This window comes from Latilactobacillus graminis DSM 20719 (assembly GCF_001436415.1).
GTDB lineage: Bacteria > Bacillota > Bacilli > Lactobacillales > Lactobacillaceae > Latilactobacillus > Latilactobacillus graminis.
This window is the reverse complement of sequence record NZ_AYZB01000003.1, coordinates 101,300-117,779: the sequence shown is the minus strand read 5'-3', so window position 1 is coordinate 117,779 and position 16,480 is coordinate 101,300. Positions and strand designations below refer to the sequence as shown.

At 37.0% G+C, this 16,480-nt stretch carries 19 protein-coding genes; all 19 read left to right on the top strand.

What is annotated here, in order from left to right:
• Nucleotides 1–90: 90 nt before the first annotated feature.
• The 19 genes from rlmH (at nucleotide 91) to FC90_RS01755 (ending at nucleotide 16,465) form a co-directional block, all read left to right on the top strand.
• Nucleotides 91–570 carry a 23S rRNA (pseudouridine(1915)-N(3))-methyltransferase RlmH gene (rlmH, locus tag FC90_RS01835; RefSeq protein WP_057907608.1) on the top strand — a complete coding sequence of 160 codons (480 nt, stop codon included), beginning with the start codon at nucleotides 91–93 and terminating at the stop codon, nucleotides 568–570.
• A gap of 272 nt (nucleotides 571–842) precedes the next feature.
• Nucleotides 843–1,043 (top strand): Mor transcription activator family protein, encoded by a 201-nt coding sequence (locus tag FC90_RS01830; RefSeq protein ID WP_226789498.1) that lies wholly within the window; start codon nucleotides 843–845, stop codon nucleotides 1,041–1,043.
• Between the two features lie 28 nt (nucleotides 1,044–1,071).
• Nucleotides 1,072–1,806 (top strand): zinc ribbon domain-containing protein, encoded by a 735-nt coding sequence (locus FC90_RS01825; RefSeq protein ID WP_057907606.1) that lies wholly within the window; start codon nucleotides 1,072–1,074, stop codon nucleotides 1,804–1,806.
• A gap of 84 nt (nucleotides 1,807–1,890) precedes the next feature.
• Nucleotides 1,891–2,361: a hypothetical protein gene (locus FC90_RS01820; protein WP_057907605.1), complete on the top strand. Its 471-nt coding sequence runs from the start codon at nucleotides 1,891–1,893 to the stop codon at nucleotides 2,359–2,361.
• Between the two features lie 79 nt (nucleotides 2,362–2,440).
• Complete coding sequence (locus tag FC90_RS01815; RefSeq protein ID WP_057907604.1) at nucleotides 2,441–2,710, top strand: hypothetical protein; 270 nt, start codon at nucleotides 2,441–2,443, stop codon at nucleotides 2,708–2,710.
• A 75-nt stretch (nucleotides 2,711–2,785) separates the two neighbouring features.
• On the top strand, nucleotides 2,786–3,280 hold the full coding sequence (locus FC90_RS01810; protein WP_057907603.1) for a DUF1643 domain-containing protein: 495 nt from the start codon (nucleotides 2,786–2,788) through the stop codon (nucleotides 3,278–3,280).
• On the top strand, nucleotides 3,277–3,906 hold the full coding sequence (locus FC90_RS01805) for a hypothetical protein (RefSeq protein ID WP_057907602.1): 630 nt from the start codon (nucleotides 3,277–3,279) through the stop codon (nucleotides 3,904–3,906). Before FC90_RS01810 ends, FC90_RS01805 begins: the two co-directional genes overlap by 4 nt.
• Before the next feature lie 133 nt (nucleotides 3,907–4,039).
• Nucleotides 4,040–4,306, top strand: coding sequence for a hypothetical protein (locus tag FC90_RS01800; RefSeq protein ID WP_057907601.1), 267 nt, complete (start codon nucleotides 4,040–4,042; stop codon nucleotides 4,304–4,306).
• A 2-nt stretch (nucleotides 4,307–4,308) separates the two neighbouring features.
• Nucleotides 4,309–4,485: a hypothetical protein gene (locus FC90_RS09175; RefSeq protein WP_157053033.1), complete on the top strand. Its 177-nt coding sequence runs from the start codon at nucleotides 4,309–4,311 to the stop codon at nucleotides 4,483–4,485.
• 3 nt (nucleotides 4,486–4,488) lie between these two features.
• Nucleotides 4,489–5,328 carry a DUF927 domain-containing protein gene (locus tag FC90_RS01795; RefSeq protein ID WP_162258673.1) on the top strand — a complete coding sequence of 280 codons (840 nt, stop codon included), beginning with the start codon at nucleotides 4,489–4,491 and terminating at the stop codon, nucleotides 5,326–5,328.
• Between the two features lie 117 nt (nucleotides 5,329–5,445).
• The gene (locus tag FC90_RS01790) at nucleotides 5,446–6,120 is read left to right on the top strand and encodes a hypothetical protein (protein WP_057907599.1); all 675 of its coding nucleotides are present in this window, start codon (nucleotides 5,446–5,448) and stop codon (nucleotides 6,118–6,120) included.
• A 68-nt stretch (nucleotides 6,121–6,188) separates the two neighbouring features.
• A complete protein-coding gene (locus tag FC90_RS01785) occupies nucleotides 6,189–7,433 on the top strand; it encodes a recombinase family protein (RefSeq protein WP_057907598.1) in 1,245 nt (414 codons plus the stop codon).
• Between the two features lie 22 nt (nucleotides 7,434–7,455).
• Nucleotides 7,456–7,617, top strand: a complete 162-nt coding sequence (locus tag FC90_RS09170) for a recombinase family protein (protein WP_157053032.1) — start codon at nucleotides 7,456–7,458, stop codon at nucleotides 7,615–7,617.
• Nucleotides 7,587–9,212: a recombinase family protein gene (locus FC90_RS01780; RefSeq protein WP_338043104.1), complete on the top strand. Its 1,626-nt coding sequence runs from the start codon at nucleotides 7,587–7,589 to the stop codon at nucleotides 9,210–9,212. The genes FC90_RS09170 and FC90_RS01780 overlap by 31 nt, the downstream gene beginning before the upstream one ends.
• Before the next feature lie 193 nt (nucleotides 9,213–9,405).
• Nucleotides 9,406–10,281, top strand: a complete 876-nt coding sequence (locus tag FC90_RS01775) for a DNA adenine methylase (protein ID WP_057907596.1) — start codon at nucleotides 9,406–9,408, stop codon at nucleotides 10,279–10,281.
• 22 nt (nucleotides 10,282–10,303) lie between these two features.
• Nucleotides 10,304–12,058 (top strand): DUF262 domain-containing protein, encoded by a 1,755-nt coding sequence (locus FC90_RS01770; protein ID WP_057907595.1) that lies wholly within the window; start codon nucleotides 10,304–10,306, stop codon nucleotides 12,056–12,058.
• 287 nt (nucleotides 12,059–12,345) lie between these two features.
• Complete coding sequence (locus tag FC90_RS01765; protein ID WP_057907594.1) at nucleotides 12,346–14,139, top strand: beta-glucoside-specific PTS transporter subunit IIABC; 1,794 nt, start codon at nucleotides 12,346–12,348, stop codon at nucleotides 14,137–14,139.
• A 24-nt stretch (nucleotides 14,140–14,163) separates the two neighbouring features.
• Nucleotides 14,164–15,609 (top strand): glycoside hydrolase family 1 protein, encoded by a 1,446-nt coding sequence (locus FC90_RS01760; protein WP_057907593.1) that lies wholly within the window; start codon nucleotides 14,164–14,166, stop codon nucleotides 15,607–15,609.
• Between the two features lie 19 nt (nucleotides 15,610–15,628).
• Nucleotides 15,629–16,465, top strand: a complete 837-nt coding sequence (locus FC90_RS01755; RefSeq protein WP_057907592.1) for a PRD domain-containing protein — start codon at nucleotides 15,629–15,631, stop codon at nucleotides 16,463–16,465.
• Nucleotides 16,466–16,480 lie beyond the last annotated feature (15 nt).

Below are 16,480 nucleotides of genomic sequence, written 5' to 3'. Positions count from 1 at the left end.
GGATAACCGGTAAATATCGGTGAATTACTGTGAATAGCTTTTTTTCTGGAGGGTTTTCCCCTAAAATATAAGTAACAGTAGGAGGCTTTTATGAACATTAAAGTAATCACGGTCGGTAAATTAAAGGAAAAGTATTTAAAAGCAGGCATCGCTGAATATGCTAAACGGCTTAGTAAGTTCTGTAAGTTCGAAATGATTGAAGTGGCGGATGAAAAAGCGCCGGAATCATTGAGTAATGCGGAAATGATCAACGTCAAAGATAAAGAAGGCGAACGAATTCTCAATAAGATTAAGGATAAGGAGCATGTGATTGTTTTGGCGATTCAAGGCAAGCAACGGGCTTCAGAAGAATTTGCGCAAGAAATTCAAGATTTAGCAACCTATGGCAAATCAGATATCACGTTTGTCATCGGTGGGTCACTTGGAACGAGCGATGCAGTTAACAAACGCGCCAATGATACACTCTCATTTGGCAAGCTCACGTTACCGCACCAATTAATGCGCTTAGTATTGACCGAACAGATTTACCGGGCATTTATGATTAATCAGGGATCGCCGTATCACAAATAGGTAGATAATTTGAACTAACCTAAATTTTAAATATATATTATAACTATGACCCGATTATTGAATAGATAATCGGGTCTATTTTTGTGGAATGGTGGTGGTTGAAATGGTTAGTTGTATTGCACTTTGCAAGTTGTTAGGCGTTATCATGTGACTTACTATTTTGATAACATAACTAATGATAATATTTGATGTATAAATTTGAAGGGGAAGTGCTGTATGTGGGGGTAGAAAAAGAAAATTTATAAGATACTTATGGGCAATTAGTAGATTTAATTGGTGAAGAAGCAATGTTAAAACTTTTTACAGTATATCGTGGTCAACTGCTAACATTACCAATGAGAATGTATGCCGGAGAAAAAGTTGCGAAATCTGTAAAAAAGCAGTTTAACGGGCACAATACAGCCGAGCTGATGCACAAATATGATTACTCGCAACGTTGGATTAGTAAAGCAATTGGACAAAGAAATAATTAATCATTATTAGGAAGAGGGCAAGTAGAATATGCAAAAATATTGTGCTAATTGTGGTACAGAATTATCAGAACAAGCGAAATTCTGTACGAACTGTGGGCAAAAACAGCCAACGGTGGAAGAGATTCAAAGAGCCATAGCTACTAAACCGATTGAGGTTCAAGATGAGCAAACATCAACGACTGATGTTGTAGCTGATTCACCAGAAGTGATGGTGATTTCCGAACAGAGAGAAAAAGACCAAGTCAATGAACAAGATAGTGATCAATTGCAACAAACATTGAGTGAAGGCAATGTTACTAGTTCGGCAACGGATACCTTATTGGGATTAGTGGCTAAAGACGGGATGGATGTCGGGCCGTTGATGCGTGAACGGGCGATTATCGACAGAAAAATCGAACTGGGTTATTCCGATAATCCCGATAATTTTGTTTACGTCGCCACGCCGATCGATTGGTCAGATCTGATTACGATTGGTGGTTTGACCGGGATGAAGAGTCAGCACTATATCATGAGTTTCGAGGCAGACGGCATTCTATTAATGGGGTGTATCGGCATGATGAAATTCAATGACGACAATCACTTCATCAAAAATAGTGACGTCACTAAAATGGATATTGAAAAATATCCAATTACGAACGAATGGGACCATATGTACCTTGAAATTAATAATCAGCAATTAGAATTGTTAGTTCAACGGCCAACATTTAGTGTCATTAAATGGCACCGTAGAAACTTTAAAAAGGTTCTAACCTATACTATGTAAACGTGGAGCGACCGTCTCGGGGGAGTATCGAGGTCAACTTAATTAGGCTTTAAGAATAATATAAAATAATGGAGTGTGGGTATTATGAGTGAACAAACAAAAAAGAAGATTTTTGATAATTTAGACGTACTTGGGGCAATCATTATGATTGTTGCGCTATTTTTAGGGGCTTTCTATAAGGATGACGGCGGTGCATTTGCAGCGACATTTACTTACCCGGGGTATAAGCTAATTTTTAATAGTGAGTATATGTTAGGCACTTTAATGATTGCTTTACCCTTGATTGTCTTGATTACAAATTATGTTGATGGTTTGAAAAAGTATGATAAGTTAATTAAGCTTGTGCTACCAGCGATTACGTTTATTTTCGTTTTTGTTTTAAAGGGCCAAGTGGGCGATGAAGTTGGAGCCGATACTGGCGCTAAACTTTCGATGGCGCTAGGTGGCTGGATCTATATTCTTGGGAATGTCATCGGTCTAGCTGCCGGGGTCGCTGGATTCTTCGGGGTTAATCTTGAGAAAAAAGCGAATGAATTGATGAACAAGAAGAAATAGAGACGTTTTTTAAGAGGTCCAACAATCGATAATGGTTGTTGGGCTTCTTTTTTTGTATAACTGATAAGGAGGAATAGTATTGATTGATGTAAATATGACCGCACTTGAAATGTTTAGATTGAAAACCGGCTGTACATTGACTCTTGCTGATGTTGGTTTTGAAAGCGATATTTTGACTAAAGATGAAACTGATGTGCAGAATGAATTCGGGATTGAGCTTCCCAGCGAGTTTTTGGCTCATTTTTATGAAGCCCAGATAAGATCAATTTGTTATTTGGTCATTATTATAACGGATAAAAATCAGGATGATATCTTAGCTAAAAAAATAAAGGAGGAAAAAGTGTTATGAATTTTTGTGTAAAACTATGCCTAATAGCTATAACAGCAGTTATTTCAGAAGTCATGAAAGGTGAGTGAGATAATAATGAAACAAGCAGAACAGACTACCATGCTAATTGAAAGTAAATTTTCAGCGGATGGGCAAAATCGTTACATGGTAAAGCGTGTATGGGATGGGAAAAAGAGACAAGTCATGGTTATTAGCAATTACCCAACATCAGCGAATGGGATTCAAAGTGACTTGACGATGATGAAAATTACGAATAACTTATATGAGCTTGGGTACGGGGGCTTTGTGCTATGCAATGTGTTTTCTAGTTTGAAGGGTGCGGGAGGTGACCCCAAAAGAGAAGAAACGGCACTCGGAGTTATTCGTCTGGAGGCCGCTCACTTAGATGAAGTGATTTTGGCAACAAGCACTTTCACTAAGAAGAATAAAAGAGCTAAAAAACGATTGCAAGAAGTATTATCAGTGTTAGATAATAAAAACATAAAGCTACTGGTTGACGAAAAAGGGAGTGTGAGCCATCCATTGAAGCCAGTGATTAAGAGAATATGGTACTTAAAGGAGAAAAAATGAAATTATCAGAATTAGTCGCTGCTATATATTTAGATCAATTTCCTGAAAATGCTGAGAATGTTGCGTTGAAGGACTTGAGTAAACCTATTAAAGCCAGAGTAGATGAATTCCAAAAAAAGTTTAAAGAATATAATAAAGATTTTTTGAAAGAACTAGATAATGAAGCGAATAGAGCATATATAACCGAGCTTGCTAACAACGGTCTTCGTGCTATTGATGATAGTAAAATAAATCTTGTAGTGGGATTGCTCAGCCCGATGATTGGCGAAGGAACAACACTAAGTAAACGATTTGATGATAGAGAAAAGCTAGGATTATACGATGCTGCAATGGCTGAGGTACTGGTGAACCTTCAAAGTTTTGCAACAGGTGAGTATATCGATACATCAGATGTTCCTGAGGGATTTGTTGATAAATATGATATTGAATTGATGGTGGAGAAAATTGAAGAAATAATGGACGAACTAGAGAAACTAGCTGATGATTTAAGTACTTTATCTCCGGAGGAGGCCAATTCAATTGCTAATGATTACGATAATCGTCAAATCGTAGAACGAATAGATCAGCTATCGTTACAGGTGAATCTAATAAAATCAAGTTTAGTAGAAGCAAAATTAGTAAATTAATAGATTAATGTATTCATAAAGTACACCGTAAAGGTAGTACTTTTTTTGTACACTACAACTCTTTTCAAACATTGTATATTGAATTCAGTCCTAAGCCAGCGGGTAATTAGGACAAGTTGAAAGGAGCGGTATCATGTACAATTCATTAAAGCAATACGAGGTTTTATTTTTGTTTATTTTTCAACATTACGGATTTTCAGATTTCACGACAGGAGAGATCTATTCATTAGCACCTAATTTAGGAATTCCAGCAGGCAGTGTTGGTGGGCATCTCAATACGTTGAAACGCAAAGGTTTGTTAACTAACAGGTACCTAAGGCGAACAAGCACTGGGCATGTTATGAAAATGTGGCGAGTGACATGTCCTCCTGAAGAACAGTTGCAAAAGGGAGGTCATTAAGAATGGCTAACATAAACCGTTTTCAATATTTCGAGTTGCCGAGCGACTACCATTTGGGCGGCGTTACTATCTATAAGGATAGCACTGCTAACAACAAACCAAAGATAACAAGGGTTTGCGATGCCATTTTCATCGAAAAAGTAGTTCAAGACGCGGATTCCATGGAGCAACAATTGTAATTGTTGTTTTATGCCGGAAAATCCGGCGTCAAAGCAATTACAATTCCGGCCGAACAACTAGGTTCTCGCCAAATTGAAGGTCTATCTGAGTTTGGAATGGACATCACAACCAAGAACAAAAACGAAGTTAACGAATTTTTGATTTCTCAACGCAAGCTACTACAAACGGATTTAGCTTACCAGACTATTGGTTGGTCGCAGTTAAATAATCAAACAGTTTTTGCAATGGATAAGGTTATCGTGCCTATGATAGTTGGTTCGTCTAACGTTATGCTTGATTCAACGCAGTATCAGTTAGTGCCGCAAGGGGTTCATTATCAATTAAATGATAAAAATTGCCCGATTCATAATGATTTATCAAATAACGTTAACTTAAAGTTGGGTCTGGTGTTGGGACTGAGTGCGGCACTTGTACCAATTATTAATCGTTTCAAACCCGATATAGGGATGTTGATTTTTGCGCTAAAGGGACAATCAACATCTGGCAAGACTACAACAGCTCAGCTAGCTGCAAGCGTTGCAGGACCGATTTCAGGGGATGGTAGCTTGTTCAATTCTTGGATGAATACCCAAAACGCTGTGACAATTAAACTAAATAACAACTTTGGTATTCCATTAGTTTACGACGAGTTATCAGTTTACCGTGGCACTAATATAACGTCGCTACTTTACAACATTAGTCAGGGTCTTGAAAAAGCGCGGGCTAATAAAAATGGCGAAATAAGACCCCAAAAACGATGGCAAACAGTAGTCATTTCAACTGGTGAACAATCAATCATTGAAAAATCTAGTCAAAATGATGGTATATTGGCGCGCACCCTTGAGTTTGAAGTTGATCATTAGACTAGTTCAGCTGAACAGTCAGATCGTATCAAGCAGTTTGCCACTCAAAATAATGGGTGGTGGCTTCGTGATTTTGTTGAAGCCGTGTTTGGTCAAGACATTCAAGGTGGTATTAATATGGTTGAAGCAACCTTCAATGAAATGGCGCGAATAGCTAACGAACAACTAATAAACGCTAACTTTAAAAATCGGATTGCTGATAAAGTTGCTGTAATCGGAACGACAGCTAAATTAATCAACGATTGCATGGGCTTCGCGATTGATGCCCAAAAAATTCAAGAATTGGTGATTGAATACTGTGGATTAAAACAATCAGCCGATATTGGTGAACGTTCTTTTAACGACATTATGCAAGCGTTAATAAGTAATCAAAAACGTATTCAATATGACGGCCAGTATGTCGAAGCCAACCTAATTGGTTTCTTTGACGCTAGCAATACTGAATATTTAGTGGTTGACGTCATTGCTAATGAGTTGAAGAAAATGCTTACTGATTTGCAGTATGAAGATACGGCTATTATCCTAAAAAAATGGAAAAAAAGTGGTCATCTAGTTGCAGGAAGCGATCGATTGACTAGTCGAAAAAGCATCAATAAAAGTCGGATAACGTTTTACAGGCTGAAGATTGAGCCGTCTGAAGTCAAGAACTTTACAGCTTTGTCAACTGATATCAGGTTAAGGTATAAAACCAAGGCAGACGAACTACTTGACCAGGAATCGTTGGCTGAACAGATTTTCGGAAAAGAAGCCGTTGAAGCGGGGATGGTAAAGGTGGAAACTAACGATGATTAACGAAACTGAATTATTATCAAAAGTAATATTGGAAGCGTACGTTTCCGCTAAAAAAGAAGGTGATGATGATGGCTGAAATTGCCGCGTCATATATGCGTGTTTCAACTACGAAACAAAGTCAAATCAATCACTATTCGTTGGCTATGCAAAGTCAACTGATTAGTGACTACCGTAAAGATAAGAATATCGTTCTCAAACATGAGCTTCAGGATATTGGGAGTGGTGGTAATACTAATCGACCTAGTTTGAAGCTGTTGTTACAACTGATTGAGCGGGAGAAAATTACGCTTGTACTGTGCTACAAATATAGTCGTTTGTCGCGGAATGTCAGTAATTTTCTGACTATCATGCAAAAGTGTGCTGAACATAATGTTCGGGTAGTTAGTATAACTGAACAGACGAGTGGTACTTATGAAATGAAGCAATTCCAAGCCCATATGTATGCTATTTTGGCAGAGTTCGAACGTGAGACAATTCGCAGTAATCAAAAACAATCTTATTTTCAAAAAATGAGTGATGGACAAGTGATTAGTTCAAAAGTACCTTATGGCTATTTTTGGAATAAAGATAGTGCTTGTGTAGGTATTGTGGCATCTGAGGCTAGTGTTGTACGACAAATTTATGATTTGTACTTGCTAGGTTACGGATTCCGACGGATTGCTAAAGTGGTGAAGATGGAACCAACTACGGTTCGAAATATCTTGATCAATCCGCGGTATTCTGGGGTAGATGAAAATAGCTATGATAAAAATAAGTTTCCAGCCATCATTGAAAAAGAATCCTTTCAACGCGTGCAAGTAATACGTACAGATAAAGCACGAAAAGTGAGACCAACGCCGAACCAATCAATCCTCAAACATAAAGTGATTTGTCCAGTCTGTGGGCGTTTTCTATCATGTGAGCGACAAAAGTGGCGTTCGAAAGTACATGAGTATTTGAGTTGTAGCAATAAGAAGCATCCGTCGTTCAGGATGAACGCGACTAACTTGGAAGCACAACTAAAACCAATTCTAGATAAAGCAATACAGGCGAAGTCAGTTGCCAATCAGTTGAAGGGGCAAACCAAGGTTGTCAAAAATGACCCTATTCAGGCGTATCTAAACCATAAAATAACTAAAGCTGAAATGCAGCAATTGATAGAAGAAAATCACGATATACCTACTTTTGTAGATGTCAGGAATTGGCTTCAATCAGCTGAGGCACTTAGACTAGTGGAAACGATACTAATAACGTATGTCACTAGTGTTGTCGTGGACGAAAATAAAGCATTCAACATGTTTGGATCACAGAAAAACAAATTACGGTTGATTTGAAACCAGAAGGAGTCTAGGTAGGATGGATAGTCAGAATATGAAGAAAGCTGTCGCGTATGTCCGTGTTAATACTGTTGATCAAGCAGAAAATGGCTATTCGATTGATGCGCAAATCAATAATATTAAACAATTCTGTGCTAAAACGGGTTACGAATTAGCGCATGTATTGCAGACAGAGGAATAAGTGGTAAGTCAACGAAAAAACGAGTTCAACTAAAGCAGATGCTAGAAGACGTCAAGGATAACAAGTTCGATGTTGTTGTTGTATGGAAATACTCGCGATTAGCTCGTAATCTAAAGGACCTGTTAGTATTTGTTGATCAATTTGAGCGTAATAATGTAGCTTTCTATTCAGTTGATGAGTCTTTTGATACAAGTACGATTGTAGGGAAAATGATGTTACAAATTCTAGGCTCATTTGCGGAAATGGAACGTAACACAATTGCATCGAACGTCAAAGCCGGTATGAAACAACGGGCATCGACGGGCTATTCTAATAGTACGCAGCTATTGGGCTATAATAATGCCCGTGATGCTGACGGCAAACGAAATCTAATCATCAATGAAGAAGAAGCCGCTACAGTAAGAAATATCTATAATTGGTATATAGAACTGGGGACCTTCCAGTCGGTAGCAGACCGGCTGAATAGTCAAGGTTACAGAACAAAGCTAGGTAATCAGTTTTCACCAACCGCAATCAGGACGATTCTAATCAATCCTACGTTCAAAGGGTTGTCTGTCTATAATCGCTATGAAGATTGGGATAAAAAGCATCGAAAAGGGTTAAATCTTAACCCTATCATTGTTGAAGGGCAGCATCAGGCAATAATAGCGGATTCAGTTTGGGATGCAGCTAATGCTAAAATCAATAATGTAAGAAAGACAAGAAACTGGAACCATCGAAGTAAGTATCTGCTGAGTGGGCTAATTCAATGTCCTGAGTGTGACGGCCCCATGACGGTGACTACAACCCGCAATAAAAATAAATCAGATGAATGTGTAGAGAGAAAGTACTATAGTTGTGCGCTATCTAGAAAGGAAAAAGGGATTTGTCATGCTAATTCGATTCCGCAAGAAGTCGCTGATACATTAGTAATCAATAGGCTAATCGAGCTTACGAATACGATTGAGATGGGGGATGCAACGATGACTGCAATTCAGCACAACAAAATCATCAAACAAAGAGAGTTGGAGCAATCGATTGATAATTGGACTAATGAAATAATAAGACTCAGGAAACAACAAAATGAGTTAGATAAAATGTTGATAACTATGCCAGACGCTCGTATTGGTATTGAAGAGAATCAGGAACGACTCAGAAAAGAGATTGAGCAGAATGAAAGCATAATGCAACGTGCTAGGCATGGGATTGAACGACTACAAGATTTGCCAGATAAATTGGATATGCAATGGTTACTGAAACAGGTGGGACAAATCTTCAAGAGTGATGACATCATGCTGACTAAGCAACTAATCGTTGCGCTAATTGATAACATTCAAATCGATAATGAAAAAAGACTCTTGTACATCAATCTAACAATCGATAGTCAGTTTGTAAAAAATCTTACACCATATCTAAATAAAAAGGCACTAACAGCGCTTCAAGAGCGCCCTAGTGCCTTTTTGCGTGCCTATACAGTTAAACTGACTAGTCAAAGATATAATAAGACCATCAGAACTCCAGCTGCACCCACGCGTTTAGGCGCAGCGGGTTGCTACGGGGCTTCTGAAAACAACAGCATAGAAGGGAATTCTAATAATAAACCCGAAAACCCGTAAAAAAATAAAAAATATCACATAATAAAGAAAAATCAAAAGACCAGATAAAAGATGACATCTTTTGAAAATATGGCGGGAAATCGGGTTTTTATGGAAAATAATAAATTCTATATTTTTGGAAATAAATATAAATAAATAGAAATTACCTAATCTAAATTATGATAAACTATAGAAAGTGTAAAGAGGTATTTAGATGAATAAAATAAAGAAATTGCCACAGCTATTTAAGTGGGTTGGTAATAAACATAGATTTGCAGATGAAATAATATCATATATGCCTGATGATATTCAAAATTATTATGAACCATTTTTAGGGAGTGGGGCTGTTCTAGGACATTTAGCGTATTACTCTTCTAATGTTTATGAATTTAATAAACACTTTGAGTCATTGAATGGTTCAGATATAATGACTCCAGTAGTGGATATTTTTAATATTGTTAAGAATTCACCTGATTTGTTAGTCGATAGATATGCATATTGGAGTGATTTGGCTAAAGATGATAGGAAGATAGCATACCAGAAAGCTATTGATTCGTACAATAACACAGGGAATCCGCTAGATTTTTTTTACGTATCTAGGTCTGCATATTCTGCAATAATAAGATTCAGAAAAGATGATGGATTTATGAGTACTCCGATCGGGCCACATACACCGATATCAACAGGAACATTAAGCCAAAGAGTTGATATATGGCATGATATATTAACAGACGTTAATACGAATTTTCGACAAGAGAGTTTTGAGGAAAGTTTTTTGAGAGCTCGAGAAGGTGATTTAATATATTGTGATCCACCATATACACATAGTCAGACCATCCTATATGGAGCACAAGCATTCTTGCTAGAAGATTTATGGGATAAAATTGAAGATGCAAAGGCTAGAAATGTAAGAGTAATGGTATCTTTAAATAGTTTAAGTAAGGACGGAGAAGTTGTTGAACCACCTAGAGGGTTATTTGAAAGAGATATAGTTATAGATGTAGGTAAATCTATGATAGATAGGCTTCAAAATGGTGGGAGAAGTAAACAATATAAAAGTGTCAATGATAAACTTTTATTGACTTGGTAACTTAAAAAAGGAGTAATGGTAAGTGGCTGAAAATATTAAGATGACTGCAGGTCCAACTAGTATTGATGATGTATTGTCAATTAAGACAGAGTATGTAATTCCTAGATTTCAAAGAGAATATTCTTGGGAAGATAATGAATTATTGGCTCTTTTAGAGGATGTAGTTGCAAATATTGCTATAGGAAATAATAAAAAACTAGACGTAGGAAATTATTTTATAGGTTCTCTAGTTCTTGTTGATAATAGGCAGTCTTCAAAGCAATTGTTAGTAGTTGATGGTCAACAGAGGTTGACAACTATAACAATATTATTTTCAGTACTTACACAGTTATTTGATGAACAAAAAAAAGAAGTTTTATCCGATCAGGTTCATGAGTATGTTGAATTCCAGAATAATGATGGAGCTCCTGTTTTTAGACTTAGAAATGAATCTCCTAAACCTTTTTTTCAAACACGTATACAGTCAAAGGTTGATAAGAGAGATCAGCGCGATCCTGAAACTGAAGAAGAGGTACGTCTTTTAAATGCATATAAATATTATCAAGATGTATTAAGTGAAAAGAAACTAAGAAAGATATTTAAAAAAGAGAGAAATGCAGAAGAAATTAAGTATATAAATGATATAGGGTATGTCGAACTTTTAAAGGCACTGAGAGATCAACTCTTAGCGTTATCTGTAATTCAAATTATTGTACCAGATAAAGATACTGCAAATATTATATTTGAAACCTTAAATGCAAAAGGAAAAGATTTAGAGCCTATAGATCTTATTAAGAATAAAATATTTCAAACATTAGACAGTGAAAGTCCTATTGATAAAACCAAAGAAGATTGGAAAGCACTAAGGAAGAAAGTATATTCTAGGTCAGAGCTGGTAAAAATTGGGGACTTCTATAGGCATTTTTGGATTTCAAATTACAGTGGTGTTCCAGCATCTAAACTATATGAACGATTTTTGAAAGAAATTCCTCAAAATAGAAAAGCCTATACTGGATTTATAGATAAGTTAAAAAAATCTGCGGATGTTTATATTAAAATTGCAGTTCCAATGTTGGAAGACTGGCCGGACCTTAATGATAAAGAAATATATCAAGCGCTTGATCTTATGCACATATTGAATAATAAGCAATCTAGATCTTTAATTTTATCATTGATTGAGAATAGAGGGCTGATTAGTGGTGCTAAATTTCGTAAAGCATTTGGTATACTAGAAAATATGCATTTTTTAGTGAAACTTTCAAAAGGAAATCCATCATGGATTGAATCATTAATGGCAAAATATGCAAAAAAAATTAGAGTGGCTAAAAATAAGGCTGATACGAGTAAAATTATTGATGATCTTGGAATAGATATTGGAAAGAAAAAGCCAACCTATATTCAATTTAAAAATGGATTTGAAAAATTAATTTTTCTAGATGAAGTAACTAGAGATAAAAAATTAATACAGTATATTTTCAGAAAATTTGAAAATAGTTATCGAGATACGAATGAATTAAAAATGTACAAAATGAGTCTGGATCACATTGCTCCGCAAGTAGAAAAAGTAGAAAATGGTGGCCAAATAGGGAATCTATTACCATTGGGACAAGAATTAAATAGTAAGATGGGTGCCAAGCTGTTTCAAGAAAAGAAACAAATATTAGCTGAATCAGATTATATGGTTGTTAAGAAATTTTTGGAAGATAACAGTACGAAAGAAGAATGGACAGCTGAAGATATTACAAATAGGACAGAAAAGCTTGCCCGTATAGCGTTTGATGAGATTTGGAAGATATAAATTTGAACGTAAAAGCCTAGTTTCTATCTTAATTTACAATCGTGATGTAAGTCCGTATCACAAATAGGTAGATTAATAACTATTAATCTGTTTTACGTTAGGGATCGCCTTATCATAAATAAAAGTAAATAAATAAAGGTTTGACATTCAAGGGTAAAACGCTTACAATGAATTTAAGTTAAATATATTTAATGGACATGTAACTGGTTGTGCAGGCAGGATCCGAAGATAACGCCATGATATGGGTGTATCTTTGGGTCCTTTTTTAATTTCTAGGAGGGATGATCATGACGGATTATCAAACAAGTGCAAAGGCAATTATTAAAGCAGTTGGTGGTAAACAAAACGTGACCGGACTTATTCATTGTTCGACACGGTTACGGTTTACATTAGCAAATTTTGATCAGGCTGATTTAAAGGCCTTAAAGAAAATACCGGGTGTGTTAGGGGCAGTCATTGCAACTGGTCAATGCCAAGTTATCATTGGTAATGATGTTGTTGAAATGTTTGATGCGGTAAATGCTACATTAGGTGTGCTGGATGTTAATCAGGGTCAGAATCAACAAAAATGGACACAAGTAATACTTGATTTTATTATTGGTATTTTCCAACCGTTAGTACCGGCTATTGCTGGTGGTGGGATTCTGAAGTCGCTATTAATGTTGTTTGCCATGTTAGGGTGGATGAGTGATAAAAGTTCGACTTATCAAATTTTAACATTTATTGGAACCGCTCCCCTTTATTTCTTGCCGATACTAGTGGCGATTACAACGGCACAGAAATTAAAGGTTAATGTCTTAGTAGCAGTATCAACGGTCGCTGCATTGTTGCTTCCGGATATGACGACGGCATTAACTGCTGGGATGCAATTTATGAGCTTGCCAGTCCGGAACATTACATACGCATCACAAGTGTTTCCGGCGATTTTATGTGTATCATTCTACGCAGTTTTAGAAAAATATATTACTAAATACTGTCCTAAAGCGATTCGGATTTTCTTTGTACCATTACTATGTATGGCAATTGCGGTACCAGTTACTTTATTAGTGCTTGGACCAGCAGGGTATATTTTTGGTGAAGGGTTCACGGCAGTCATCCTATTTTTATTTAGCCATTTTGGGTGGGTGGCAACAGCATTACTAGCAGCGGTTTTGCCATTTATGGTAGCGACCGGGATGCATAAGGCAATGATTCCATATGTTGTCTCAGCCATGAGTAGCGTTAAAAGTGAATTACTTTATATTCCGGCTTCGTTAGCACATAATATCTCGGAAAGTGGCACTTGCTTTGCAATTGCCATTAAAACAAAAGATAAAGCAATGCGAGCAACGGCGATTTCGGCCGGTATTTCGGCTTTATTTGGTATTACGGAACCAGCACTTTACGGGATTACATTACAGAATAAGCGGGCAATGTTTAGTGTGATGGCCAGCAGTTTAGTTGGTGGGGCATATGTTGGGTTTGTTGGGCTAAAAGCATTTGCAGTAGTTGGACCAGGACTCGCTAGTATGACGTTGTTTGTTGATAAAGCTAACGCCGCTAACTTAGTACATGCTTTATGGGGCTTTGCAATCTCGCTTGTACTTTCATTTATATTGGGATTGATCTTATGGCAAGATAAAAAAACGACCGTAGATAATGGTCAAAAAGCAATGCATGTTGTTGGTTCAGAGGTATTAGCTACGCCAATTTCTGGTCAAGTAATTGCATTAACAGCAGTAAATGATAATGTTTTTTCGAGCGGTGTTTTAGGTGATGGGATTGCAGTTATCCCAGATAGTGGTGAATTACTGGCACCAAGCGACGGTGAAATCATGATGGTGTATGAAACACAGCACGCATTGGGGTTAAAGACGGCCGGCGGTGCAGAAATATTATTTCATGTTGGACTGGATACAGTACAGTTGGCAGGCAAATATTTTGATGCTCAAGTGCAAACAGGACAACCGGTTAAACAAGGCGATGTGCTCTTGAAGTTTGATTTAGCCCAAATTAAAGCAGCGGGGTTTGATCCAACCGTCATGATGATTGTGACTAATTCGAGTGAACAAGGCGTTGATTTACCACCAGTAATGGCTTAATCTAAGAAAGAAGAGGTAAAAATAATGGGATTTAGAGATGATTTTTTATGGGGTGGCGCGGTCGCTGCTAACCAAATTGAAGGTGCTTGGGATACTGATGGTAAGGGAATGTCGGTTGCCGATGTTGCGATGTATAAGGCCAACGTTGATGTGAAAGATTATCAAAATCAGGTTAAAATTACGACTGAAAATATTCAAAAAGCAATTGCTGATAAGACGGTTGCTGATTACCCCAAACGACGGGGCATTGACTTTTACCATCATTATAAAGAAGATATTGCATTATTTGCAGAAATGGGTTTTAAGGCGTTTAGGCTATCGATTGCTTGGACGCGGCTATTTCCAAACGGGGATGAAGCAAAACCTAATCAGGCAGGGATTGATTTTTATAAAGATGTAATCGCGACATTAAAACAATATCAAATCGAGCCGATTATTACGCTATCGCATTATGAAATGCCGCTCAACTTAAGTTTGAAACTAAATGGTTGGGTTTCTCGCGATGTAATTGATTATTTTGTTAAATTTAGTCGGGTATGTTTTGAGAGCTTCTCAGATGTAAAATATTGGTTAACGTTTAATGAAATCGACAGTGTAACGCGTCATCCGTTCACCTCAGCAGGCATTATTCCCGATCAGTCGAAGCACCTAGAACAAGATGAATATCAAGCGCTGCATCATCAATTCGTTGCATCATCGATGGTCACAAAGTTATGTCATGAATTGATTCCAGATAGTCAAGTTGGCTGTATGCTAACTAAGTTAACGGACTATCCTAATACCTGTGCGCCAGAAGATGTATTAGCATCATTTAATAAAAATACAATGAATTACTTCTGTGCAGATGTGCAAGTGAAGGGTGTTTATCCACCACTAATCTTAAACTTTTTTGAACGCAATCATATTCAAATTACAATGACCAATGAAGACCTAGCAATCATCAAAGCAAATCCAGTCGATTTTATCTCATTTAGTTATTACATGTCATTGGTATCAGCGAGCGATGAGACTAACTTGGAATTGACAAGTGGGAATACAGTTGTTGGTGGCAAGAATCCTTATCTCGAAACGACCGAATGGGGCTGGTCTGTTGATCCTGTGGGTCTCCGTATTTCATTATTAGAGTTATACGATCGCTATCAAAAACCATTAATGATTGTTGAAAATGGGATGGGCGCACAGGATACGTTAAATGCCGATGGTACGATTAACGACCAATATCGCATTGATTATTTCCAAGCACATCTCAGTGAAATGAAAAAAGCTGTTGAAATGGGTGTTGATTTAATGGGTTATACAAGTTGGGGGCCAATTGATCTAGTTAGTGCGGGGACATCACAGATGTCTAAGCGTTATGGCTTTATTTACGTAGACGAAGATGATGCCGGAAACGGTACGCTTAAAAGATACCGAAAAGATTCGTTTTATTGGTATCAAAAAGTAATTTCAGAAAATGGTGCTAATTTATAATTAAGGGAGAATTGCGTAAATGGACCTGACAATCAAGAAAGTGTTAAATTCAAGTGTTGTCTTGGCAACAGATGCGCAAGATGCAGAACTCATCATTCTTGGGAAGGGGATTGGTTATGGTAAAAAGCCAGGGATGCAAGTTGAAGATGACATTGGCAATCAATGGTTTGTGCCTGTGGCAGCCCCACAGCTAAAGCAGATCATGGCATTACTTGAAGAAATGCCGAATGAAGTGATCGAAGTAACGGGACAGATTAATCAATATGCAAGACAGCAATTGAAGCAAAAACTAAATGCTGGATTGACGTTTACACTAATGGATCATATTAACTTTGCACTACAACGATTATCGAATGGGATGCACATTCAGAATAAATTGTATTGGGAAGTGCAGAATTATTACCCTGAAGAATTTAGAATTGGTGAGTTTGCAGTCCGGCTAATTAATGAAAAGTTTAGCGTGACTTTGCCTAAAGAAGAAATTGCTAATATTGCTTTTCATATTATTAATGCAGAAAAAGAGGGCATTAATGATTACGATAGTATGAAAGTGACCGCATTGGTGGATGATGTTGTTAGTTTAATCCGGTATCAAGTTAAGAATAAAATTCAAACAGGATCGATTAGTTATCAACGCTTAATAACGCATATTAAATTTTTTGCGGAACGATTATTGAGTAATCAACAACTGACGGGTAGTGATGCCTTTATGAATCAACACTTACGACAGAAATATCCTGAAGCGACACAGATTGCGGATTTAATCGTAAAATTTATTGATCGTAAGTATCAATTAACAATCACAGAAGAGGAACTTATCTATCTAATCGTTCATATCGAACGTAACCAGCATTAAAAAAACGTCCTTAAG

Bases quoted from the DNA above. Each gene is read 5' to 3' on its own strand.
- rlmH (WP_057907608.1), top strand. From the start codon at position 91: ATGAACATTAAAGTAATCACGGTCGGTAAATTAAAGGAAAAGTATTTA.
- FC90_RS01825 (WP_057907606.1), top strand. From the start codon at position 1,072: ATGCAAAAATATTGTGCTAATTGTGGTACAGAATTATCAGAACAAGCG.
- FC90_RS01820 (WP_057907605.1), top strand. From the start codon at position 1,891: ATGAGTGAACAAACAAAAAAGAAGATTTTTGATAATTTAGACGTACTT.
- FC90_RS01810 (WP_057907603.1), top strand. From the start codon at position 2,786: ATGAAACAAGCAGAACAGACTACCATGCTAATTGAAAGTAAATTTTCA.
- FC90_RS01805 (WP_057907602.1), top strand. From the start codon at position 3,277: ATGAAATTATCAGAATTAGTCGCTGCTATATATTTAGATCAATTTCCT.
- FC90_RS01800 (WP_057907601.1), top strand. From the start codon at position 4,040: ATGTACAATTCATTAAAGCAATACGAGGTTTTATTTTTGTTTATTTTT.
- FC90_RS09175 (WP_157053033.1), top strand. From the start codon at position 4,309: ATGGCTAACATAAACCGTTTTCAATATTTCGAGTTGCCGAGCGACTAC.
- FC90_RS01790 (WP_057907599.1), top strand. From the start codon at position 5,446: ATGGTTGAAGCAACCTTCAATGAAATGGCGCGAATAGCTAACGAACAA.
- FC90_RS01785 (WP_057907598.1), top strand. From the start codon at position 6,189: ATGGCTGAAATTGCCGCGTCATATATGCGTGTTTCAACTACGAAACAA.
- FC90_RS09170 (WP_157053032.1), top strand. From the start codon at position 7,456: ATGGATAGTCAGAATATGAAGAAAGCTGTCGCGTATGTCCGTGTTAAT.
- FC90_RS01775 (WP_057907596.1), top strand. From the start codon at position 9,406: ATGAATAAAATAAAGAAATTGCCACAGCTATTTAAGTGGGTTGGTAAT.
- FC90_RS01765 (WP_057907594.1), top strand. From the start codon at position 12,346: ATGACGGATTATCAAACAAGTGCAAAGGCAATTATTAAAGCAGTTGGT.
- FC90_RS01760 (WP_057907593.1), top strand. From the start codon at position 14,164: ATGGGATTTAGAGATGATTTTTTATGGGGTGGCGCGGTCGCTGCTAAC.
- FC90_RS01755 (WP_057907592.1), top strand. From the start codon at position 15,629: ATGGACCTGACAATCAAGAAAGTGTTAAATTCAAGTGTTGTCTTGGCA.